The sequence below is a fragment of the Eisenbergiella massiliensis genome (assembly GCF_003435485.1).
The window spans coordinates 109,009-131,532 of the sequence record NZ_QVLV01000007.1; the positions used below are offsets into that span (position 1 = coordinate 109,009).

Annotated in this window: 16 protein-coding genes; 4 read left to right on the plus strand and 12 right to left on the minus strand. The window is 51.4% G+C overall.

The genetic code is table 11. The annotated features are described in order from the left end of the window. Positions 1-53 precede the first annotated feature (53 nt). The 4 genes from DXC51_RS11925 to DXC51_RS11940 form a co-directional block, all read right to left on the minus strand. Positions 54-1,706 carry a type 2 periplasmic-binding domain-containing protein gene (locus DXC51_RS11925; protein WP_102289554.1) on the minus strand — a complete coding sequence of 551 codons (1,653 nt, stop codon included), beginning with the start codon at positions 1,704-1,706 and terminating at the stop codon, positions 54-56. Between the two features lie 100 nt (positions 1,707-1,806). Further along, complete coding sequence (locus DXC51_RS11930; protein WP_025491409.1) at positions 1,807-2,676, minus strand: carbohydrate ABC transporter permease; 870 nt, start codon at positions 2,674-2,676, stop codon at positions 1,807-1,809. A 15-nt stretch (positions 2,677-2,691) separates the two neighbouring features. Next, positions 2,692-3,642, minus strand: a complete 951-nt coding sequence (locus DXC51_RS11935) for an ABC transporter permease (RefSeq protein ID WP_117544733.1) — start codon at positions 3,640-3,642, stop codon at positions 2,692-2,694. A gap of 269 nt (positions 3,643-3,911) precedes the next feature. After that, positions 3,912-5,387, minus strand: coding sequence for a DEAD/DEAH box helicase (locus tag DXC51_RS11940; RefSeq protein WP_117544660.1), 1,476 nt, complete (start codon positions 5,385-5,387; stop codon positions 3,912-3,914). A 217-nt stretch (positions 5,388-5,604) separates the two neighbouring features. Here DXC51_RS11940 and DXC51_RS11945 point away from each other — a divergent pair, with 217 nt between their 5' ends. After that, positions 5,605-6,096 (plus strand): SDR family NAD(P)-dependent oxidoreductase, encoded by a 492-nt coding sequence (locus DXC51_RS11945; protein WP_117544661.1) that lies wholly within the window; start codon positions 5,605-5,607, stop codon positions 6,094-6,096. On the opposite strand, the gene DXC51_RS11950 is transcribed toward DXC51_RS11945, so the two are convergent. The 3 genes from DXC51_RS11950 to DXC51_RS11960 form a co-directional block, all read right to left on the minus strand. Then, positions 6,035-7,042, minus strand: a complete 1,008-nt coding sequence (locus DXC51_RS11950) for a transglutaminase domain-containing protein (protein ID WP_117544662.1) — start codon at positions 7,040-7,042, stop codon at positions 6,035-6,037. The two genes, DXC51_RS11945 and DXC51_RS11950, sit on opposite strands and share 62 nt — an antisense overlap. A 53-nt stretch (positions 7,043-7,095) precedes the next feature. Continuing rightward, the gene (locus DXC51_RS11955) at positions 7,096-8,007 is read right to left on the minus strand and encodes a sensor domain-containing diguanylate cyclase (protein WP_021639873.1); all 912 of its coding nucleotides are present in this window, start codon (positions 8,005-8,007) and stop codon (positions 7,096-7,098) included. A gap of 112 nt (positions 8,008-8,119) precedes the next feature. Beyond that, the gene (locus DXC51_RS11960) at positions 8,120-9,898 is read right to left on the minus strand and encodes a bifunctional 3'-5' exonuclease/DNA polymerase (protein WP_117544663.1); all 1,779 of its coding nucleotides are present in this window, start codon (positions 9,896-9,898) and stop codon (positions 8,120-8,122) included. Between the two features lie 254 nt (positions 9,899-10,152). Between DXC51_RS11960 and DXC51_RS11970 the strand changes: the two genes are divergently transcribed. Next, positions 10,153-11,718: an alanine/glycine:cation symporter family protein gene (locus DXC51_RS11970; RefSeq protein ID WP_021639870.1), complete on the plus strand. Its 1,566-nt coding sequence runs from the start codon at positions 10,153-10,155 to the stop codon at positions 11,716-11,718. A 32-nt stretch (positions 11,719-11,750) separates the two neighbouring features. On the opposite strand, the gene DXC51_RS11975 is transcribed toward DXC51_RS11970, so the two are convergent. Then, the gene (locus DXC51_RS11975; RefSeq protein WP_102289561.1) at positions 11,751-12,071 is read right to left on the minus strand and encodes a helix-turn-helix domain-containing protein; all 321 of its coding nucleotides are present in this window, start codon (positions 12,069-12,071) and stop codon (positions 11,751-11,753) included. 228 nt (positions 12,072-12,299) lie between these two features. Between DXC51_RS11975 and DXC51_RS11980 the strand changes: the two genes are divergently transcribed. Next, complete coding sequence (locus DXC51_RS11980; protein ID WP_025491401.1) at positions 12,300-12,638, plus strand: helix-turn-helix domain-containing protein; 339 nt, start codon at positions 12,300-12,302, stop codon at positions 12,636-12,638. A gap of 214 nt (positions 12,639-12,852) precedes the next feature. Here DXC51_RS11980 and DXC51_RS11985 read toward each other — a convergent pair whose 3' ends face one another. From DXC51_RS11985 to xylB, 3 genes are all read right to left on the minus strand, one after another. Further along, entirely contained in the window at positions 12,853-14,331 is a 1,479-nt protein-coding gene (locus DXC51_RS11985; RefSeq protein WP_025491400.1) for an L-fucose/L-arabinose isomerase family protein, read from the minus strand. A gap of 213 nt (positions 14,332-14,544) precedes the next feature. Continuing rightward, the gene (locus DXC51_RS11990) at positions 14,545-15,165 is read right to left on the minus strand and encodes a DUF4867 family protein (protein ID WP_021639865.1); all 621 of its coding nucleotides are present in this window, start codon (positions 15,163-15,165) and stop codon (positions 14,545-14,547) included. A 110-nt stretch (positions 15,166-15,275) separates the two neighbouring features. Continuing rightward, positions 15,276-16,745: a xylulokinase gene (gene xylB, locus DXC51_RS11995; RefSeq protein WP_117544665.1), complete on the minus strand. Its 1,470-nt coding sequence runs from the start codon at positions 16,743-16,745 to the stop codon at positions 15,276-15,278. A 662-nt stretch (positions 16,746-17,407) separates the two neighbouring features. On the opposite strand from xylB, the gene DXC51_RS12005 reads away from it, so the two are divergent. Continuing rightward, positions 17,408-18,424, plus strand: coding sequence for a LacI family DNA-binding transcriptional regulator (locus tag DXC51_RS12005; protein WP_025491398.1), 1,017 nt, complete (start codon positions 17,408-17,410; stop codon positions 18,422-18,424). Between the two features lie 172 nt (positions 18,425-18,596). On the opposite strand, the gene DXC51_RS12010 is transcribed toward DXC51_RS12005, so the two are convergent. After that, positions 18,597-22,019, minus strand: a complete 3,423-nt coding sequence (locus tag DXC51_RS12010; RefSeq protein ID WP_117544667.1) for a glycosyl hydrolase 115 family protein — start codon at positions 22,017-22,019, stop codon at positions 18,597-18,599. Between the last annotated feature and the right edge of the window lie 505 nt (positions 22,020-22,524).

Here is a 22,524-nt window from a genome sequence, read left to right on the forward strand (position 1 = left end):
TCACAAGAAACTGCCGGGGGATTCCCGGCAATTCCTGTTTCATGCATTACAACTTATTTTTTCACATTACGATACCATTCATTAATTTCTTCGGTAATCGCATCGCCGCCCTGGGCTTTCCAGTCTTCCACAAATTTATCAAAGGCTTCCACAGGCTCCTTGCCATAAATAATATTGGTATACACCTGCTTTTCCATGGTCTGGAGCTGTTCCCAGTTCTTTTTCATGGTAGCTGTGGGTTCTCCGTTAAACAGATTGGGTATCAGCTCGTCCTTATGCTCATACGCCACCACATACCCTTCCGAGGTGGCCGGCGAGGTGACAAAGCTGGCCTTGGCTCTGATCTGCGCGCCGGATACGGCTTCTTTTCCTTCACTGATATCCGCATAGGCCTGCATGGTGTCCAGAGAAGGTGAGTTTTTCAGTACGGTGGACTTGCCGGGAAGGAAAGGATCTGTGACCGGCGGATCAAACAACGCGGAATCAAACACCACTTCTCCGTCCACGATATCATAATCACAGCCCTCCAGGAAGCCGTACTGGAAATCCCCGGTGCCGAAGGCCACATCATAAAGCCAGTCATAATAAGTGAAAAAGGCTTCCATATTGTTGAAATCCTTATTGAACATCAGCCAGCCGTCATTGGTCTGTGCGGACTGATACGTAGGTTCCCCGTTCTCCTGCCTGATATTGGGATAAGCCTTGATTACCGCCTCCGGCGCCACACTGGTCACGTCCTTAACGGAATCAATGGCCCAGGGACGTCCGATAAAAATACCAGCCTTGCCTTCCGTGAACTGTGTCATCGCATCCCATGCGCTGGTAGCCGCAGCCTCCTGGAAAATCCAGCCGTTGGCGTGCCACTGCGCCATACGCTCCAGTGTAGCCCTGTTTCCTTCATTTATAGAACCGTAAACCAGCTCCCCGTTTTCATCCTCCTGCCAGCTGCCGGGAATGTATTTTCCGGAATTGGCGGAAAACAGGATGACCGGATCTGCCACCCAGCCGTTGTTGTAAATACTGTCGCCTTCATAGGTAAAGCCATAGGTGTCTTTTTTCCCGTTGCCGTCAGGATCCTCCTCGGTAAAGGCACGGATTACCGCTTCGAACTCATCCAAAGTAGCGGGCGCTTTCAGCCCCAGGTTATCCAGCCAGTCCTGCCGGATTACCATGACCTGTCCCTCCGTCAGAACCGGAGCGCATGCAAGGCCATAGGTCTTCCCATCCTTTGTGACCGGGTAAAAGGTCTGCGGGTATTTGTCGTAGATTTCCTTCAGCCGGTCCGGCATATATTTTTCAATATCCTCGTCAATGGCTTTAACGCGGCCGGATTCAATCATATCCGCGATCATCTGTGTCCCATATACGGGAAATACATCGGGCAGCTCCTCCGAACCGGTCAGCGCAAGGCGGAGCTTGGTATCATAGTTGTTCGCATCCCCTCCCAGCAGCGTAGTTTCCATTTTAATGCCCAGCTTTTCCACCGCCAGATCCACCATGGGGTTTTTATTGATATCCTCTCCGTCCCCGTAACGGCCCGCATTTTCATCCAGCTGCTTTGCGATATTGATCGTAACCACGGGGTCGTATCTCCCCTCCGCGTTTTTCGTGCCCGCGGCCTGTGTGCTTTCCGCCGCCTTTCCGCAGCCACCAACCAGCATAACAGCTGCCAGCGCAATTGTCAGCAATGCCTTTCTTTTTTCCATATCTTACCTCCACTTTTTATTTTATCGTGAATCCTCCTGAAAGAGGAATCAGAATCCGGTAAACCGGTTCAGAGCATGTTTGGAAATTGCCCTGAATTGCTCACTCCTTTACCGCCCCCATAACAATTCCTGTCACAAAATATTTCTGCAGGAACGGATATACCAGCAAAATGGGAAGCGCGCCGATAAATACCTGCGCCGCCTTGATGGTCCTCTCGGACATGGCGGCCGCCGAGGTGGGATCCAGCGCCAGATCCTGCTGGTTCCCCTGTACCACAATCACCTGCAGGAAGGACGCCAGCGGATAATTCTTGGTATCCGACATATAAAGGATACCGGTAAACCATTCATTCCAGTTTCCTACCATGATAAACAGCGCCACGGTAGCCAGGCCCGCCTTGGAAAGGGGCAGATATATTTTCCACAGCACCTTGAAAAAGCTGGCGCCGTCTATCAGGGCGGCTTCTTCCAACGCCCTGGGAATGGATTTGAAAAAATTCATAATCAATATCAGGTTGTAGCAGCTGAACGCTCCCGGCAGGATATAAACCAGGAAATTATTTTTCAGCCCCAGGGATGTATTCACAAGGTAGCTGGGAATCAGCCCGCCGCCAAAAAGCATGGTGAATACAAAAAACCACATCAGCGCCGTCCTGCCGCGGAACTCCTTGGACAGCGCATATCCGGCCGTGGTGATGACAAACATGCCAAACAGCGTCCCCGCCCCCGTCCGCAGGAAGGAAATCACCAGGGAACGGATAAAATTGCTGTTATGGAAGGTTTTGATATAGGCAAGCGTGGTGAAATCCACCGGCCAGAAGGTGACCAGCCCGCTGTTGGCCGCACTTTTCCCGCTGAGGGAAATAGCGAACAGGTTCACTAACGGCAGGAAGCACAGAAGCGCTACCAGAATCAGAAATATGGTATTGCACAGCACAAATATTTTTCTGCTCAAATGTGTACGTCGCATAATAGTCTCTCCCTCCTAGAAAATCCGGTAGCCGGCGTATTTGTAGGCAATCCTGTAAGAAACCACGGTGAGGGCAAGGCTGATGCTGGACTTGAACAGCCCCACCGCCGTACCGAAGCTGTACTGACCGTTCACCAGTGACTGGCGGTAAACATAGGTGTCGATAATATCCCCGGTGGAATAGGTCAGCGGGGAATACAGGTTGAAAATCTGATCAAAGCCCGCATTCAGCACATTTCCCAGGCTCAGTGTCGCCATGACGATAATCATCGGCATTATCCCCGGAAGCGTGATATGCAGCGTCTGCTGCCAACGGTTTGCCCCGTCCATCTCCGCCGCTTCATACAGGTTCTGGTCGATATTGGAAATTGCCGCCAGATAAACGATCATGCCGAACCCGAAGCCCTTCCAGAGATCGGATATGACCGCTATCTGCCGGAACATCCCCGCCTCTCCCAGAAAAAATATCCGTTCCATGCCAAGCTTTGTCAGGAAACCATTCACAATGCCGTCAAGGCTGAGGATATCCCTCAGCATCCCCGCCACCGTAACCCAGGAAAGGAAGTGGGGCAGATATACAAGCGTCTGTATCCCTTTTTTCAGCCCCGTATGATGGACTTCATTGAGCAGAAGCCCCATGACAATCGGTACGACAAGACCCAGGACGATCTTGCTCACGGCAATAATCAGCGTATTGATGATTGCCTGATAGGACTCCTTAAAGGCAAAAATCTGCCGGAAGTTTTCCAGTCCCACGAATTCGGAATCCAGAATCCCCAGCCAGGGCTTATAATTCTGGAATGCCATCACCAGGCCGCCCATAGGCGCATAGCAGAAAATAACAGCCAGAATAATGCTTGGCAGAAGCAACAGATAAAGCGGCCAGCTGTGATAAAATTCCTGTTTCCAGCCTCTGCGCACCGCCATCATTCCCCCTCCGCTCTTTGCTTTCGATAATTTTTTCATATCCGCATCCCCTTTTCCCATAATCGTAACTGTTAAATGCCTTTACAGTTACGTTCTTTCATTTAAGAAGATTATATAATAACGGATGCGGGCGGTCATACACCCCGATTTCAAGGTTGTGTACCCTGATTTTACTTTTTTGTAAAAAAACGGAAGAGAGCGCGCGTATATTTGTATTCCGTGTCTTCCGTTTTACGGCAAAAGAATAGCGGGCCTTTTCAGAATTGCTCCGAACTGCCCGCTTCTGCGTATCCGAGTGCTTTAATCGGTCAGACGCCTGCCTGACCCGATGTTTTTCTTACTTTTCTCACCTTTCCCTTGATGGGCTTCGTCTGCAGCCGTTCCAGGACCAGCGGGCCCTTCCGGTTGAGGATTTCCACATAAGTAAGGCTTTCCCGGATATCTATCACACCGATATCCTCTGCCGTAATGCCGTCAACTGCGCATATGGTCCCTACGATGTCCGCTGTGCGCATTTTGGATTTTCTGCCGCCTCCGATGGACAGCCTCATGATATCCCGGTTAAGCGCCTCCCCTTTTCCTGCTTTGGGCGCAGATTTCCTGCGCTGCAGCGCCCAGAAGGCTTTTTCTTCCTCCTGCGTCACAATCAGCTCCTGTAAAACCGGAAGGGCCGTTCCCGTATACTCCTCCACCTTCTGCAGCATTTTCTTCTCCTGTGCAGAAACCAGGCTTACGGCGCGGCCGTCCTTCCCGTTTCGTCCGGTCCGCCCTATCCGGTGGACATAGGTTTCTTTTCCTGTGGGGAAATCATAATTTACCACCAGGCCGATGTTCTCAAAATCAATCCCCCTTGCCGCCACGTCGGTGGCGATCAGGTACCGGAAGCCGCCGCGGCCGAATGCGTCCACATTTTTCAGCCGCTCCTTCTGTTCCATTTCCCCATGAATCATGCCGCAGAAAATCCGGTCCCGCCGCAGCTTCTGAAACAGTACGTTAACCATTTCCCTGGTGCCGCAGAAGATCATGCAGCTGTCAGGGTTTTCCTTCATTAACACCCTCTTGAACATCTCATACTTATTTTCTGCGGTGACCTCATAAGCCGCCTGTCCGATGGAAGGCGGCGGGCCATCCTCCTGATCCTGCGCCACAAAAACAGCGTCGGCTGCATAATTGTCGATCAGGGTCTGCACCTGTTTTTCCAGAGTTGCTGAAAAGAGCAGGATTTTCCTGTTTTCCGGCAGCAGGGAAATGATCTCTCCCACCTCTTCCAAAAAGCCCATGTCCAGCATAAGATCCGCTTCATCAATGACCAGGTGGGTGATGCCTGACAGCTGCAGGCTGCCGCGGCGGACAAGATCCATGACACGGCCCGGCGTTCCCACAACGATATGGGATTTCTGTTTCAGGGTCTGCATCTGTTTATCTATGGGAAACCCGCCGAATACGGCCGGTACCTTCAGCCGCTTCTTCCTTCCGATTTGAAACAGCTCCCGGCTCACCTGCACCGCCAGCTCACGGCTCGGCTCCAGCACAAGCGCGCGGGGAGAATTTTCTTCCCATACGGCCATTTCGCAGAGGGGAACTGCAAAGGCCGCTGTTTTTCCGGTTCCCGTCCGGGAACGCGCCACCACATTCTTACCCGCCAGGACAAGGGGGATAACCTCCTGCTGGATTGCGGTGGGATGGTGATAGCCCAGCATATCCAGGGCCTCCAGGATTGGCAGGGATAGTCCGTACTGGGCGAAGCCATGGGACGCGGGCGTGTTTTTATTTTCTGTACTCATGCATTGGTTTCCTTTTTATCATTTTTTAAGTAACTGTGCGTCTCACAGTTACGTTTTATTTTTCCTTCTCCACCCTGCTTACCCGGGTTTTCCGCTTTCCACACAGCGGCGCCGTTTATTACTCCGGCTCCCTGGCATACTTTTGCGCAAAATGGTATCATAAAGATATTGTATCACCATAAATCAGGACGTATGGAAAGAAGAAAGGGGAAAATATATGTTTGAGGGAAAAATTGCTGTGGTAACCGGCGGCGCGCAGGGGATCGGCAGGACCATTGCCGGGGAATTTGAGAAAAACGGTGCGAAGGTATGTGTGATTGACAAGCAGCCCGGCGTCTATTATACCGGTGACCTGGCTGACGAGAAAACACTGGAGCGCTTTACGGCGCAGGTAATTGCCGACTATGGCCATATAGACTATCTGATTAACAACGCGCTGCCATTAATGAAGGGAATTGACAGCTGTACCTGGCAGGAATTCAACTACGCGCTTAAGGTGGGCGTTTCTGCGCCTTTTTATCTGTCAAAGCTGTTCCTGCCGTATTTTAATCCCGGCGCTTCCATCGTGAATATTTCATCCTCAAGAGATCGCATGAGCCAGCCGAATACGGAAAGCTACACCGCGGCAAAGGGCGGGATAGAATTACTCAGGTGTCCTTTACTTCTTCAAGCACCAGTTCATTTTCCGGAAGTTCGTCCAAAAACCTGACGGACAGAACGGCCTGCGGCCAGTTCAGGCTGACTTGCGCATATTTTCCCCGGCTGCGCGCCGTTCCTTCCAGAAGCTGCAGCAGCTCAGTCAGCTTTTCCCTCGTCAGATATCCGCCGCGCCAGTGGAAGGTCAGGTTTTTCTTTTTTTTGATTGCCTGCAGCGCTCTTTTTTCCACATCCTCCGTTTTGGTGAAGGACTGTTTTTTTACCAGGTAATAAAACAGGTTCCCTTCGCTGCAGGGAGGCGCTTTGTAAAGAACCGGCTCATGATCCCGGAAAAAGGCGCTGTCTGAGAGGTTAAAATAATCATACCGGATATTGTCCCCAGTACCCAGGGAATTGTCAAAGGTGGCATCCAGGTGACAGTACTTTCCTTCCGCCCTGATGATATTCCAGGCATGTCTGTACTTAATGTTTTTCTCCGGATTGGCCTCGGAAATGGCGATCATGCACCAGATTCCAAGGGCGTCACACAATATTTTTACCGTTTTGGCAATTCCCTCGCAGACGCCCACGCCTTGTCCCAGCGGGCCGATAATTTCATGGGAATAGGGCTTTTTCAGTTTATCATAGCGAACGCCCTGGCAGATAAAATCATGGATATAAAGCTCCTTTTCCCACGCTGTAAGCGCCTGTGCCGGGCGGATCAGCTTGGCGATCCTTGCTTCCATTGCCTTCTGGTGTTCCCGGATCTTCGCCTTCTCAAACAGATACTCGGGAACCAGCTCCACTTTGGCAGAATCCGGATAAAAACGGTATTGAAAGCCCACGGCATAAAAAATCTCAGGGCAGTCCAGACGCAGCTGGAAAAAGATATCCCCCAGTACCCGGTTTTCCAGCCTTGTAACCAGGAATGAGGGCGCAAGGGCCTGAAGGCCCGCTTTCATGTCACGGTAAGCAGCCTGCTGTTGTTTGTCCAGCTGCATATAATAGTAGGGTTCCATGTTGTACTCCGGTTTTGTTTTATCTTACGTCCTGCTGCAAAGGGCCGGCAGGCTCAGCTATCCTGGGCCGTACAGAATAGAAACTTCTCTTTCTCCGCCTTTGCATGATAGAGGGCGGTATCGGCTTTTTTGAATAATTCGCCAAAGTCCGCTGCATCGCGGGGCCAGATCGACACACCGATGCTGTTCGTGCAGGCAATGCCGTCTGTCTCAATACGCGTCAGGCCGGACAGCTTGCCCCACAGCCACCGCTCATTATCAATATCCCTGGCCAGGATAATAAACTCATCCCCGCCGAACCTGCCTGCAATATCCGTTTTCCTGAAAGTATTCCGTATTTTCTCCGCAACTGCTTTAATCACCTTATCGCCTTCGAAATGGCCGAAGGTATCATTAAAGTTCTTAAAATTATCAATGTCCAGCATTATCAGGGCATGCTTCATGTGGCTTTCCCTGCGCAGATTTTCAGTAATCAGTTTTATTGTGTGTTCTTTATTATAAAGGCCTGTAAACGCATCAAGCTTAACCGCCTGGCGCAGGCAGTCCGTCTGCTCCTTCATATCGGATATATCCGTGATCACCCCCACCATTCTTGCCGGTACTCCATTCTCCATGACAGGGGTTACAAAAATCCTGCACCATATATAGCCGGAATTCCCTGCCTTCATACGGGCTTCATAGGCAGTGGATTTTCCCGCCAGAACATCTGAAAAGGCATTCTCAATCACAGCCTCATCCTCCGGATGTGAAAAATACCTGCTTACGGCCAGTCTGTATGCCTCCGGATCCAGCCCGCTGTAGGGCTGGACATCCTTCAAAATGGATTCTCCGGAAACACCAAAGATGACTTCCGCATTTTCAAAATAAGTATACAGCTGCTTCTGTATATCCACCTCAAAAATACAGATTTTTGCGGCGGTCAGCGCCACATGCAGCCGTTCCTTGTACTGTGTCAACTCATTCATGGCGGTTGGGCCTCTTTCCCCGATGCAATATTCAACAGTCGCTCTTTTCTATATTAGCATCCTTTATGAATAAAAGAAACGGTAAATATGAACAGCAAATAATTTCCGTGCTCTACTTCGCCGCCCAGCTGTCCGCCGTCTTGGCCTCCGCCACACAGGGCACCGACCTGAGGATATCCTTCCCCGCACTTTCCATCACCGTCTTCAGACGTGCCGCCGCCTCCAATGCTTCCGTTTCCGGCACCTCCATCAGGATTTCATCATGGACAATCCCCACGATCTTCCAGTCCCTGCCCACAATTTCCTCAAACAGCAGGCCCAAAGCCCTTTTCAGGATATCGGCCGCCGTTCCCTGTACGGGGGTATTGGCCATGTCGGCCACGCCGGATCTTGGGGAAAACAGGAATTTCCTTCCGGTAAGCGTCCTGCCCTCCCAGAAGGTTCCCACCTTCAGGTCATGATGCCACCAGCTGATTCCCGCATAAGCGTTAAAAAAACTGTCCCGGAATTTCTTAGCCTCCTCCAGCGTCATATCCACGCCGTAGGACTGGGCTGCATACTGCTGCAGCCCCGCCGCCCCCATTCCGAATATCAGGCCGAAATTCACCGCCTTGGCCGCCTGTCTCTGGGCGGATGTCACCTGTTCTGCCGGAATATCCGATATGAGGGAGGCGGTCAGCCTGTGCAGATCCTCCCCGCGGGCATATGCCCCCTTCATCCTCACATCCCCTGAAATCTGCGCCGCCACCCGGAGTTCAATCTGGGAATAATCCGCCAGCACCAGCTTTCTGCCCTCCGGGGCGATAAAACAGCTGCGGAAACGGGCTTCCCTGGGAATCTGCTGGATATTCGGCCCCCAGCAGCACATTCTGCCGCTGTATGCGCCGATCTGCCCATATTTTGGGTGCAGCCGGCCCGTAACCGGATGTATCTGCGCAGGAAGAGGATGCAGGAAGCCGGAAAGCAGCTTGGAATATCTCCGGTAATCGGTGAGCGCTTTTACCAGAGGATGATTATGATAGGGCGCCAGGCTGTAGCGGGAGGTGTTCGGTACATGGATGCCGTTATCCCGCAGCAGCCTGAGCACATAGACATTGCTGTCAAAATTTACATCCACGGCTTCCTGCGTTCCCCACAAGGTCAGCTGGAAGGTCGGTTCCCCGCTGAAGGCATATAACGCCTTAAGCGACTTCTCATACTGCTCCTGGATATCCGCGCACAAAACCTCCCACTGCTCCAGATCCAGACAGATCCCATCATATTCCGTCCAGGCCAGCGCCGGCGCACATGCAAATTCAATCTGTGCCACCCTCTCCAGCCCGTTATCCTGAAGCTGCTTTCCCAGGCATTCCCACAGCCGCAGCAGAACACCGGAATCCAGCGCCGCATATTCAAGCTGGGACGCGGTCAGGGAACCGCTCCAGTCCCCGGTCTGCTCCGTCTTGTCCAGCGTCTCTCCCAGATAATGCTCCGACACAGCCGCCAGGTTCACCTTACGCGGGCCGCCGCAGGGGCGCAGCAGCTCCGCCGCCAGCATGGTATCGAACACCGGCACCGCGCACACTCCCGCTTTTCTCAAAAACTGCAGGTCGAACTTGGCATTATGAAAAATTTTCACACTGTCACCCTCCAGCGCCTCCCGCAGGAACGCGGTTCCCTTTTCCGGCCCGGCCGTCCTGTCACGCCTGTCCTCCGTCCCGCCGCCGAGAAAGGAAAAACAGTCTATCAACAGCACGGGCATACCGGGAGCGCCTATCTGTATGAGTCTGAGCCTGTCCCTGTGCACGTCCAGCCCTGTAGTCTCCGTATCCACCGCCAGCACAGGCGCCTTTTTCAACTGCTCCAGAAAAGGTTCCCCTTCCTCCGGGGTACGAACCAGGATATACTCCATGCGATCATCCTTCTTTCCTTTTTGCTGCTTTCATTATAACAGTATCCCTCTGCAACAGCAACCGAATATCAAACATATGTTCTTTTTATATTATTGCCCGCAGGCGGTGAACAAGCAAAAACGTTGTTAAAAGAAGCACTTTTTACAATATAATCAGTGTTTTTTCTGTAGTGAATGCATTCTTCCTCTCGTATAATAATAAAAAAGGCTGCCAATACAGGCAGCGTGGCACCAAACACATAAGGAGGGGCGCTATGGAACATCTCTTTTCGGCAATCAACAATATCTTCAACTTCGTCATACCCGTTTCCGACTTTTTCTGGGACTTTCCCACCAATTTCAGCTGGTATGCCTCCATTCCCATCCTGGGGAATTTTTCACTGGCGGTAATGCTGCTCATCGGCTCGGGCATCTATTTCAGCATCAGGACAGGTTTTATCCAGGTGACGCATTTTGGAAAGGGAATCCGCATCCTGGCAAAGAAAAAAAGCGATGAAATCGGCATTTCCTCCCTGGCGGCGTTCTTCCTGAGCTCAGCCATGCGCGTCGGCCCGGGCAATATTCTTGGCGTTACCGGCGCCATCGCAACAGGAGGCCCGGGCGCGCTGTTCTGGATGTGGGTATCCGCATTTTTCGGAATGGCAACCGCTTATACAGAAGCCGTCCTGGCACAGATTTTCAAAGAAAAGAAAAAAGATGAGTTCGTAGGAGGCCTTCCCTTTTATGGAAAGGTGCTGCTGGGGAACAAGCTCTGGGCAGGCGTCGCCCTGTCGCTGATGTACATCATCTACGCCATGTGCTGCCTTCCCGCCCAGGGCTTTAACGTGGTAAGCTCCATCGGCCAGATGGCTGAAATCGTTACCGGCGCTTCCATGGGCAGCGCTTCTTATTTTTACTATATTGTATCCGTTCTTCTCATCCTCGTTACCGCCTATATCGCTTTCGGAGGCATCCGCAAGGTCACCAGGGTCACCGACGGGCTGGTTCCTGTCATGGCTGTGATCTACGTGGGTGTGGTTTTCCTGCTCATTCTCCTGAACCTGGGAAGCGTCCCCTATTTCTTCGGCGCGGTGTTCGGAGGCGCATTTACGCCCCAGGCAGTATTCGGCGGTATTTTCGGCACGGTTCTGGTACAGGGCGTGAAAAGAGGGCTGATGTCCAATGAAGCCGGACAGGGCACCATCACCATGGCCGCCGGCGCCGCCAATACGGATCATCCCTGCGAACAGGGCTGCGTCCAGTCCATCGGCGTGTTTCTCGATACCATGGTTATCTGCACCCTTACCGGCTTCGTCGTTGTCATGGCGCATGTCTGGACCGGCAGCAGCGCTGAGGCCTGGTTTGCCATGGATCGCCTGCCTAAATTCCTGGAATCCGCAAAGGTGCTTACCCCGGGTACGGCCATGAACGCGGCAGTGGCCTTCCTGCTCACCTTCTGCTTCTGTCTGTTCGCCTTCACCTGCCTGGTGGGAATGATCTCCTTCAGCGAAATCGCAGCCAACCGGATCAGCTCCAGCAAAAAGGTGATTTATACCGTCCGCATTGTTGGCATTTTCATCACGGCTTTCGGTATCGCCTGCTCCCTGGCCGGAATTGAACTGGGAAATCTCTGGGCCATCTCCGATCTGGGCAACATCCTGATCGTTTTTGCCAACATTCCCCTTCTCTATCTGGGAGCAAAATGTGTGTTCCGCGCCACCGCCCATTTTAAAAAGAAAGACGGAACGCCTTTTACCTCTTCTGTTATCGGGCGCAGCTGTCCCTACTGGGATGAAAGAGCCGGTAAGGCCACAGATAAAAAAACAGATTCCGCCAGATAATCCGCAGCCCAGGCAAAAAGGACCTGCCAGCATCACCGGTACAGAAGCGCAAGATAATGCATAAGCTGTATCACCAGGTCCTCTTTTCCTTTGGGGCATTCCTCCATCAGCCGTTCAATCAGCTGGTTGGAATTATGCTCCCCTGTAATCAGGTAGGTAGGGTCAAGCTCTAAATGTTTCCTGACCAGTAAAATCCTTTCTATGGTAAGCTTCCTGTTTCCTCTCTCTATCTCTCCGTAATACGTTTCTGAAATTCCAAGCAGCTTTGCAGTCTGCTTCTGTGTCAGCCCCATTTTCTCCCTCCGGGCCCGCAGTCTGTCCCCAATATCCATCAACAGCTTAGATTCAGGCATTTCTTCCCCTCTTTCTCCGCTAAAACGCGTACACTCCCCATAAATCCCTTCAAAAATAAATTACAAGGAATTTACCTCATCCGCCGTGCTTTGTCAACATGCGCAAAGCAGTAATCCATGGCGCACAGGGAAATATTTATAGTATCAAATTCAAGGAATTGCATATTATTAGTATATTGAAAGATAACTTCCGTATTTATAGTCTTTTATATGGAGGTCGGAAAAAATATGGATAACATCTCGAAACTGGTTGGGGCCAGAATCAGAGGATTTCGGAAGGAAAAGCATTTAAGCCAGGAGGAGCTGGCGGAAAAATGCAATCTTCATCCCACTTACATCGGGCAGCTGGAACGCGGAGAGAAAAACCCGACAATAGAAAGTGTCATGAAGATATCCGACGGACTGCAGGTTCCCTTAGACCAGCTCTTTGCCAATGTCACTGCTGCCAACTTTCCTGCCATGGATTATATTCCGGATAAAATCATGTTTCTTGTAATGGAACTGACTCCCAAAGAACAGAAGATCATATATGAATTAATCCTTCTGGCATTGAAGCTTCGTAATTAAATAATGAATGACCTATGGTAACTGTGAAGGAACTGAACAGTTACAGCTTATGAAAAAATGCAGCCTCAGGTATCTCTCCGGCTGCATTTTTCTGTAGGTTTTTATTCTGAAAACCGCAGACGAGGTTTACGCCACCCCACGTAAACACTGCTTCTGCGGTTTTCTTTCTTTTTTACCCGGACCCGGCAGCGCCGGAACCGGAATTTTTTATTACTTAAGCGAACGGATTTTCCGTAGGATACATCATGCCCTTAGGCTGGTTGAAGTTGATTTCATCCGTTTCAACACCGATGTATTTAAATACTTCATACAGAGCCTTTCCGAAATGTCCGAAAGCAACTGCACCGTGGTGAGGATAGTTCTTCTCAACCAGGACATGACGGTAGAAGCGTCCCATTTCAGGAATGGCGAATACGCCGATTCCGCCGAAGGAACGGGTTGCCACAGGCAGAACCTCGCCCTGTGCGATGTATGCGCGCAGCTTGGCATCCGCTGTGCTCTGCAGACGGTAGAAGGTAATGTCCCCGGGGATGATATCTCCTTCCAGAGTACCCTGGGTAACTTCTTCAGGCAGGCTTCTTGCCATGATGAACTGATATTTCATCTCGCAGAAGGAAAGCTTGCTGGATGCGGTATTTCCGCAGTGGAAGCCCATGAAGGTATCTTTCTGGGTATAGTCATATTTTCCTTTGATGTCGGATTCAAACATATCAGCGGGAACCGTATTGTTGATATCCAGCAGAGTAACCACATCGTTGCTGACAACGGTTCCGATGAACTCACTCAGAGCGCCGTAAATATCAACTTCACAGGATACCGGGATGCCTCTCTTGGTCAGACGGCTGTTTACATAGCAGGGAACGCAGCCAAACTGTGTCTGGAATGCAGGCCAGCATTTTCCGGCAACTGCTACGAATTCACGGCTTCCCTTATGTTCTTCGATCCAGTCAAGCAGGGTCAGCTCGTACTGAGCCAGCTTGTTTAAGATTTCGGGCTTCTTGTTTCCTGCACCCAGTTCTTCTTCCATATCCTTTACAACTTCAGGGATTCTCTCATCTCCTGCATGGTTGTTGAAGGCTTCGAACAGATCCAGTTCGGAGTTTTCTTCGATTTCCACACCCAGGTTGAACAGCTGTTTAATCGGTGCGTTGCAGGCCATGAAGTCTTTCGGACGAGGTCCGAAGGAAATGATCTTCAGGTTTCTTAAACCAACGATTGCCCTGGCAACAGGTGCGAATTCAGCGATCATATCAGCGCATTCGGAAGCAGTTCCCACCGGATATTCGGGAAGATATGCTTTCAGGTTGCGCAGCTTCAGGTTATAGCTTGCATTCAGAACGCCGCAGTATGCGTCGCCTCTGCCGCTTACCAGATTGTTTCCGGTTTCTTCCGCAGCAGCCACTACCATAGCCGGTCCGTCAAATTCCTTGATTAACAGGGTTTCAGGTGTTTCAGGTCCGAAGTTTCCAAGGTAAACCACGATTGCATTGCAGCCGGCTTCCTTCACGTCCGCCAGTGCTTTTCTCATATCGATTTCATTTTCGATACATACAGGGCACTCATAAAGGCCGTCCCCATATTTTTCCTTGTAAGCTGCAACTACTGCTTTTCTTCTGGATACGGATAAATCCATAGGGAAGCAGTCACGGCTTACCGCTACGATAGCGATTTTTTCTTTCGGCATGTTGTTCATTTCTTTCCTCTCCTTTCGCGGCCATAGGCCGCACTAAAATCAGGGGAGAAGCGTCTTTTGCTTCTCCGGTGGGACACAACGTGTCCCATCCTCTCCTTTCGCAGCCTTAAGGCTGCATTAAAATCAGGGGAGAAGCGTTCTTTGCTTCTCCGGTGGGACACAAGGTGTCCCATCCTCTCCTTTCGCGGCCTTAAGGCCGCATTAAAAACTGGCTTATTTTACACAGATGTTCTCACCCTTCAGGCCGATATGGCATCCTTCGGGAAGGCCGCCCTCGGCATGTCCGATGAGCCATTTGTTCTTGGCAGTGATCAGCGCATCCTCGCCGCCTGCACAGTGGTTCTCATCCAGCGGCAGATTGGTTCCGTCGGGGAGAACGATAGCACAGCGGAAGCCTTCCTCCGTGCTGTTGCAGGGCGCATAGTGAAGTGTTGTTGCATAAAGCTCCACGCCCACACCCTTAGGAAGCAGAAAAGCTTCCACCTTAGAGGTATCGTAAGTATAGCCCTCTTCGATATCCTGCTGCCAGCCAAGCAGCAGAATCAGATCGGAAGCCGCCACGTCGATCTCTGAGGATCTGTGGTACTCCAGCGCGTTCAGCTTGTAATTATTGCCGTTGCAGAAGCCGATCTGGATCGGCATTTCCCCATAGGCAGTATCCTGAAGCTCCTTGTATACAGGAAGAGCCTCCAGCTGTTCCACGCTTGGCTCATAAACAACTTCCTGTGTACAGGGTGTCTTTTCCAGTTCTGCAACCAGAGCCGTAAAATCCACATTGTCCACTACCCTTCCGTATTTCCGGAAAGCGGCGTCCGTTACTTTCTTAATTTCCATCCCTCTTCTCCTTTCTTTTGTTCAGTCCATTTTTAGATTCAGCCGGAATCAGCCGGCATTATCAGCATTGAGAACATCCCTGCGCGGCTTTGCCCACAGCCGGGAATTTATTAAATAATCTTGTCAAACAGTTCTTTGCAGGCAGGATAAATCTGTCTGAACTGCTGATATCTTTCCTCATATTTCACTGTCAGCTCCGGATCAGGCTCCACGGTTCCCACAACCTTCACCAGCTTGTCTGCGGCTTCCTCCACGCTTGCGAACTCTCCGCAGCCCACAGCCGCCAGAATCGCTCCGCCGTAGCCGGGTCCTTCTTCGCTTTCAATCATGTCAACCTTAATGCCAAGCACGTTCGCCATGATCTTCTTCCAGAGAGGGCTCTTCGCTCCGCCGCCGCAGATCTTGGTTCTTTCAATATGTATTCCCAGAGACCTGGCAACCTCAAAGGAATCCCTCAGTGCAAAAGCAACGCCTTCCAGAACAGCCTGCGTCATATCAGCCCTGGTGGTATCCATGGTCATGCCGATGAAGGTTCCTCTTGCATTGGGGTTATTATGGGGAGAACGCTCTCCCATCAGATAAGGCAGGAAAAATACATGGTTTTCTCCCAGCTTTGTAATGGCCGCCTGCTCCGTCGCATAATCGCCTGTGCCGATGATATCATCCATCCACCACTTGTTGCAGGAAGCCGCGCTGAGCATGCATCCCATCAGATGGTATTTCCCGTCCGCATGGGCAAACGCGTGCAGCGCATTGTTGCTGTCCACACAGAAGCTTCTGGAGGAAATAAAAATCGTTCCGCTTGTTCCCAGGGAAATATTGCACATGCCGTCGCCCACGGTTCCGGTTCCAACAGCCGCAGCCGCGTTGTCCCCGGCTCCTGCAATCACCTTTACATTCCCGGGCAGCCCCAGCTCCTGTGCGATTTCGGGAAGCAGTGTTCCCACCACTTCATAGCTTTCAAAAATCTGCGCCAGCTGTTCCTTACGGATACCGCAGATTTCGCACATTTCTTCCGACCAGCAGCGGTTCTTCACATCCAGCAGCAGCATGCCGGAAGCATCGGATACATCCGTGCAGTGTACGCCGGAAAGCTTATATGCAAGGTAATCCTTGGGAAGCATGATTTTTTCTATTTTGGCAAAATTCTCAGGCTCTTTGTTCTTCACCCAGAGAAGCTTCGGCGCGGTAAAGCCTGCAAAAGCAATATTCGCCGTATATTCGGACAGCTTATCCTTGCCGATTACCTGATTCAGATAATCCGTCTCCTCACCGGTCCTTCCGTCATTCCATAAAATGGCCGGGCGGATGACCTGATCCTCCTTATCCAGAATTACCAGTCCGTGCATCTGTCCGCCGAAGCTGATGCCCGCCACCTGTGATTTGTCACATTCCGCAACCAGCTCCTTCAAGCCTGCCATGGTCTGCTCAAACCAGTCCTCCGGCTTCTGCTCAGACCAGCCCGGATGAGGGAAAAACAAAGGATATTCCTTTGAAACAATCTTCTTAATCGCTCCCTTTTCGTCCATCAGCAAAAGCTTGACCGCCGATGTCCCAAGATCTACGCCTATGTATAACATACCGCGCCTCCCGTCCTTTCCTTCTTAAATGCGGCTTTCAATGCGACGCCTCAGCCAGCCTTCCGGCTTCCCCAAAAGCAATTGCCCGCATGCCGCCTGTTTTTTGTCCGTTCTTACGTGCCCGTGCACGTTACTTTCATAATAAATGATTTCCTTCCAAAAATCAATGGGGTTTGTCAAATTCGTTAAAATATACAATCCGCCTTGTTTTTTGCGGCCTTTTGACATCCTCTTTTGTATAATCTGCTGTTTCGTGTTGCACGCACACGATTTTCACCCTTTGAAAATTGACTTTGCACGTTTATTATGTTACGGTTATGGAAAGTGTAACTGCAAAGTTGCATACAACTGCAAGGTTGCATACAACCATCGGATAACCGGAATTTACATTGCCATAAGAATCCGGAACATTTCTGCCGGTCGTCTGCCGCAGGCGTCCTGTCCGGCAGACGGGAAAATATTCGTTTTTCTTTGAATTCACCGTTTAACCCGCCGCCAGCAGAAATAATCAAAGCCCCCGCTGTAAGCAACGGGGTATCAAATTTGCAGCGCTGCAGTGCAGCGGGGCATTTGACCCTCGCGGCAGTCGCCAAATATCCATGCAAGCATGGCTACCTGGTTCTGCCCGCGGGAATAAAAAAGAAATCAGAGGTGAACCAGGCATGGCTACGATTAAGGAAATTGCCGAGCTGGCCGGAGTCTCCAGGGGAACGGTTGACCGGGTCCTGAATAACCGCGGGGCGGTAAATCCCAAGACGGCCCGGAAGGTACTGGAAATAGCCCAGGCGCTTGATTATAAACCGAACAGGGCCGGCATCGTGCTTGCCGCACAGAAAAAGAACCTGAAAATCGGGGTAATTTTGTTTGATACGGGAAATCCGTTTTTTAATGATGTGATAGAAGGGGTAAATAAAAAGGCGGAAGAGCTTGGCGGATATAACTGCTCCGTCCTCATTTCACGCGTGGGCTTCGACCTGCAGGCCCAGCTGGACGCCATGGACAGGATGGCGGCCCAGGGCGTGAACGGCATCGTGCTTTCCCCCTATAACGATCCGCTCATTGCCGGCAAGATCAATGAGCTGAGTGAAAAAGGCATCCCCGTGATCACCACCAATACGGATATTGAAAACTCCGCCCGCCTGGCCTACGTGGGCTGCAACTTCTACCGTTCCGGGGAAACCGCCGCGGGACTGATGCATCTGATGTCGGACGGGGAAGTCTATGCGGGAATTATCAGCGGTTCCTCCAAGGTACTCTGCCATACGGACCGGATTGCGGGCTTCAGGGACCGGGTGCAGTCACATTATCCTGGCATCCACATCGTGGATACGATTGAAAACAGCGACGATGAATTTGAAAGCTATGACGGCACGCTGCGGCTGCTTGGGGAGCATCCGGAAATTAACGCCCTTTATTTTGCGGCGGGCGGCGTATACGGCGGCTGCCGGGCGGTGCTCGCTTCCGGGCGGCGCGACATTACCATCATTTCCTGCGATAAGGTTCCCACCACAAGGGATATGGTGCTTCAGGGAGTCATCGCCGCCACCATCTGCCAGCAGCCCCTCATTCAGGGCACCAGGCCTTTAGATCTGATGTTCTCCTGCCTTACCACCGGGGAAAAGCCGGAAAAGGAATACCATTATACGACAGTGGACATCCGTATCCGGGAAAACATCTGACTTATGCGGCAACAGCCGGCAGAAAGCATTTTTCAAACACACTCTTGCGTCAGGACATCTTTTCAGTTCATTCCTGCTGCAAAAAAGCCGTTCCGTGCGGCGGACCAACCGGTTCACCTGCACGGAACGACTTTTTTTTGTATGATTTCAGCCTATTGCCCTGTTACTCCCCTCATACAGGCCACTGCGTATCAGACGGCGGAAGCTCTTCCCCCCTGGTCAGATAAAACCGGTCGAACCGCATGCCTGACGCCATGGAATACACCTGCAGCGTGTGGCTGCCTTTTTCTAACAGGCATCTGGCCGCAGGGACCCATCTGTAAATCTGCTCCGCCTCATAACGGTGCAGCGCCCCGCCCCGGTACAATTCTTCTTTGGCTAACGGATGTCCGTCCACTCCCATGGCAAAATAAGCCTCTTCCATCACATCGAATTTGGACAGCATCCAGACGGTGTATTCCCCGCCTTCACACTCCAGCTGATAACTGAGGGAAGGCGCTTCGGACGGCTCCTTCCATGACAGCCCCGGTGTCCTGACATACATGGCCAGCCCGCTGCGCCCATAGGATTCACTGCTGCAGTGCTGCCATAGCCCTCCGTCCGCGTGGGCAAACCTGCTCTGCGCCAGAGCCGCCGCCGCATCAATCCGGATGCTGCCGTTATTTTCCGCAAACGGATGCTCCCCTTCCTGTAAAAAGAAGCCCGGCTCCACCGTCTTGGTATACCGTTCCGGGTACAGGATCCTGCTTGTCACCGCCAGCCCGTCATCCCCGCATTCCGCCGGGGCGTATTCCACCGGCCGTGGCTTAAGCGTCAGCTTCCCGTAAAAATCCTCCGTCCACCGGTCCGCGTCCCAGTCCCAGGGAAGCTCCTGCGCTCCGGTAATCCCCGCCAGATTGTTTTCCTTTCTCTCCTTCGTATAAATCACGAATCCGGAAAAAGCAAAATATTTATCCACCGCATACAGGGAAATCCGGTGTAAGCCGGCCTTCATCGCCGGGAGGGACAGATACAGGCGATCCACATTGTTAAGCACGTTTTTCTTCCAGTTTCCACGCCACTCGTCATTGGAATACGATTCCAGTATCCGCACCGGCCCTTCGTCCACGGAAACACCTATCCTGATCCGGCCGGTGGAATCCAGTGATGGGAACCGGTGAAGCTCCAGCAGGAATTCCCCCTCACTGGCGGCATACACCTGATAACAAAGAGGCGCCGAAAAACCACTGTCCTCCCTGACGGCCTCCATAAGGCTCCCCCGGCATCTGCCCAGCCGCTTTATGACGTGAAAGTAAGGGGAAGAAACCGTACTTTGCGCCGAAACGGCCTGCACGCAGATACAGCTGTCCTCCTCTGTATTTTCACAGACCTGTGCCGGAGGCTCTGTTTTTACCGGAATCCTCACTTCGCTGCAGTCCGAAAGATCCTTTACGAGAATCTCCCCTTCCCTGGCGGCGGTACAGTCCTCCACCCTGACCAGAATCCTTTTTTCCGTCCGCACGCTTCCACTGTTTTCAGACAAAGTCATCCAGTCCGGCGCGGTTATGGTAAAATCAAAGCTTCCCTGTCCCGCATTTCCCAGCTCCAGCCATTTTACGCCGGGCTTCCTGAACACAAGCTCCGTTTCCTCGTTCCATAAATGCGTCAGCATTCCCCGCTCTCCGATAGAAAGCGGCGGCGTACAGACGGGCATCTGCGCGGCGCGCGGCGGCGGGAAGCCCTCCGGGTTCAGGATGCCGTCCCATTTTCCATCCGCCATCACCTTATTATAGTACAGAAGCATCTTCCTCCTGGCATCGTCAAACTGCATGGATTTCTTCGTATAATATGCGGCGGCCTGCATTTTCCCCTGCCTGTACGCAAGTGTGCTCCTGTCGCCATAATAAAACTGCAGATTCGTAAAATACCCCGCATGGATACGCATGAGAACCAGCTGGAAAAAGGCGTCCTTTTCCTTTTCGGGAAGCGCTTCGTAAATGGCGTTTCCCCGGGTAAAAAGCTCCTCATATTTATGGATACGCACTACAGCCTCGTCTCCGTAGGCAGTCTGGGAAAAAGCATCATAGTCCATATTTTCCAGCTTTCTTACATTGGTAAGCTGGGAAAAATCATTCAGGAGCGCTGAAACCTCTTTCCCGATGCCGCCCTCAAAATTACGGTCGATCCAGTCCGCCACATAAGCGTCCACATCCTCCGTCAGCGCATTTTCACTGCCGATTTCCCAGGCCAGGCGCAGGAAAAATTCAATTTCCTGCTCCAGCGGCTTCATGGCGCCGCTGTTTAGCACCCACAGCTTGCGGATTCCCTCATTATAAGCCTTCTGCAGCTCATTTCTCGTATGGGCCAGCGGTATGGAGCACAGGAACACATAGGACATGCTCGGAGGCGCCCAATAGGAATTATGATAATAAATACCGTTGCCTCCGCTGCGTTTTTTCTCCTTTTCGGAAGGGTATCTGCGGATATAGCCGTAATTGTCGTTCGCCCAGACAAGCGTCATATCCTCCGGCACCTCAAGGCCGTGGTCATACAGATCCAGAACCTCTTTATATGGAATAAAGGTCATCATCGTATCATGGCCCAGCGTATCCCTTAAAATACTGCGCTGATCCCGGATAATGGTTTCCAGAAGTTCCACCTTGGCCTGCCGTTTTTCCTCCTCGCTTTTGTTTTCCAGTCCCCTCGTCTCAAAGCCGGAATCATGGATGCCGCGCATCCCCAGCGTATAGCAGACCTCAAAATCCTGATTCTGCTCCACGCTCTCCCGCCAGTATTCCTGCAGGATTTCCCGGTTTCTTCCTGGTACGGAATAGTCGTAAACCGCATCCTGGTATCCCTTTTTCGCTATCCAGGGACGCCATTCCCGATTGTTGGAACGCATCAGCATATCGCAATGGGAGGTTCCCACCACAATGCCCATGCGTTCCGCCAGCGCGCCGTTTTCCCGTTTACTGTTGAAGGAATTGACATGCATGGCAGGCCATATGTAGTTTGCCTTTAACCGAAGAAGCAGCTCAAACACCTTTTCATAGGTCTTCACGCCGATGGTTTCCTCGCCCATGTGCTTCTTTACCCAGGCCTCCAGCTCTTCCTCATCATTGATAAAAATCCCCCTGTATTCCACGGAAGGGTGATCTGTCCTGAAAAAATCCTCCGGCAGACGGATTTCCTGCTTTTCCTTCACCGGTACATCCGCCCAGAAATACCAGGGCGAAACGCCGATTTTTTCACAGAATTCATAGATGCCGTAAATCGTTCCCCTTCTGTCGCTGCCCGCAATAATCAGCCTTCCTTCCCGGACACAGAGCAGATACGCTTCCTTTATCAGTACGCCTTTTTCATCCCGCAGGAGGTTTCCGGCAATTCTGTCAATGTCCTCACACATTCCGATTGTTCCGATACGGATTTCGGAATAATTTTCCGCAGAATCCACTTCCGGAACGGATGCCTGTGCGTACTCATCGCCCTGCAGTCCTCCTCCCAGAACCTTTTCCAAATCCTTTTCCAGATTGGAAGCCGCAATTTTTACCGCATCGGATTCCTTGTCGCTTATCCTGATCCGGTATTTCTGTCCGCGTTTTATGTAAAAATCCATACGTTTCTCCTTTCATCCTCTCCGGCTGATATCACCTCATGCCTGTATGATATTTTGTAACTGTTCAGTACCCCTCACAGTTACTGCTAAAATCCATCCTAAATCGCCTTTGGCGATGGATTTTAGCACTCTTGAATCATTTTCTTACGGTCAACGCAGTAAATACGCTGACCTGCTGAACAGTTATGATATTTTGTAACTGTTCAGTACCCCTCACAGTTACTGCTAAAATCCATCCTAAATCGCCTTTGGCGATGGATTTTAGCACTCTTGAATCACTTTCTTACGGTCAGCGCAGTAAATGCGCTGACCTGCTGAACAGTTATGATATTTTGTAACTGTTCAGTACCCTCACAGTTACTGCTAAAATCCATCCTAAATCGCCTTTGGCGATGGATTTTAGCACTCTTGAATCACTTTCTTACGGTCAGCGCAGTAAATGCGCTGACCTGCTGAACAGTTATGATATTTTGTAACTGTTCAGTACCCTCACAGTTACTGCTAA

Excerpts from the sequence above, each read along its gene's own strand:
- DXC51_RS11960 (WP_117544663.1), bottom strand. The coding sequence starts at position 9,898 with ATGGAGTATATCCTGGTTCGTACCCCGGAGGAAGGGGAACCTTTTCTG.
- DXC51_RS11990 (WP_021639865.1), bottom strand. The coding sequence starts at position 15,165 with ATGGAAATTAAGAAAGTAACGGACGCCGCTTTCCGGAAATACGGAAGG.
- DXC51_RS11985 (WP_025491400.1), bottom strand. The coding sequence starts at position 14,331 with ATGAACAACATGCCGAAAGAAAAAATCGCTATCGTAGCGGTAAGCCGT.
- DXC51_RS11935 (WP_117544733.1), bottom strand. The coding sequence starts at position 3,642 with ATGAAAAAATTATCGAAAGCAAAGAGCGGAGGGGGAATGATGGCGGTG.
- DXC51_RS11945 (WP_117544661.1), top strand. The coding sequence starts at position 5,605 with ATGTTTGAGGGAAAAATTGCTGTGGTAACCGGCGGCGCGCAGGGGATC.
- DXC51_RS11955 (WP_021639873.1), bottom strand. The coding sequence starts at position 8,007 with ATGAATGAGTTGACACAGTACAAGGAACGGCTGCATGTGGCGCTGACC.
- DXC51_RS11970 (WP_021639870.1), top strand. The coding sequence starts at position 10,153 with ATGGAACATCTCTTTTCGGCAATCAACAATATCTTCAACTTCGTCATA.
- DXC51_RS11930 (WP_025491409.1), bottom strand. The coding sequence starts at position 2,676 with ATGCGACGTACACATTTGAGCAGAAAAATATTTGTGCTGTGCAATACC.
- DXC51_RS11925 (WP_102289554.1), bottom strand. The coding sequence starts at position 1,706 with ATGGAAAAAAGAAAGGCATTGCTGACAATTGCGCTGGCAGCTGTTATG.
- DXC51_RS12005 (WP_025491398.1), top strand. The coding sequence starts at position 17,408 with ATGGCTACGATTAAGGAAATTGCCGAGCTGGCCGGAGTCTCCAGGGGA.
- DXC51_RS11950 (WP_117544662.1), bottom strand. The coding sequence starts at position 7,042 with ATGGAACCCTACTATTATATGCAGCTGGACAAACAACAGCAGGCTGCT.
- DXC51_RS11940 (WP_117544660.1), bottom strand. The coding sequence starts at position 5,387 with ATGAGTACAGAAAATAAAAACACGCCCGCGTCCCATGGCTTCGCCCAG.
- DXC51_RS11975 (WP_102289561.1), bottom strand. The coding sequence starts at position 12,071 with ATGCCTGAATCTAAGCTGTTGATGGATATTGGGGACAGACTGCGGGCC.
- xylB (WP_117544665.1), bottom strand. The coding sequence starts at position 16,745 with ATGTTATACATAGGCGTAGATCTTGGGACATCGGCGGTCAAGCTTTTG.
- DXC51_RS11980 (WP_025491401.1), top strand. The coding sequence starts at position 12,300 with ATGGATAACATCTCGAAACTGGTTGGGGCCAGAATCAGAGGATTTCGG.
- DXC51_RS12010 (WP_117544667.1), bottom strand. The coding sequence starts at position 22,019 with ATGGATTTTTACATAAAACGCGGACAGAAATACCGGATCAGGATAAGC.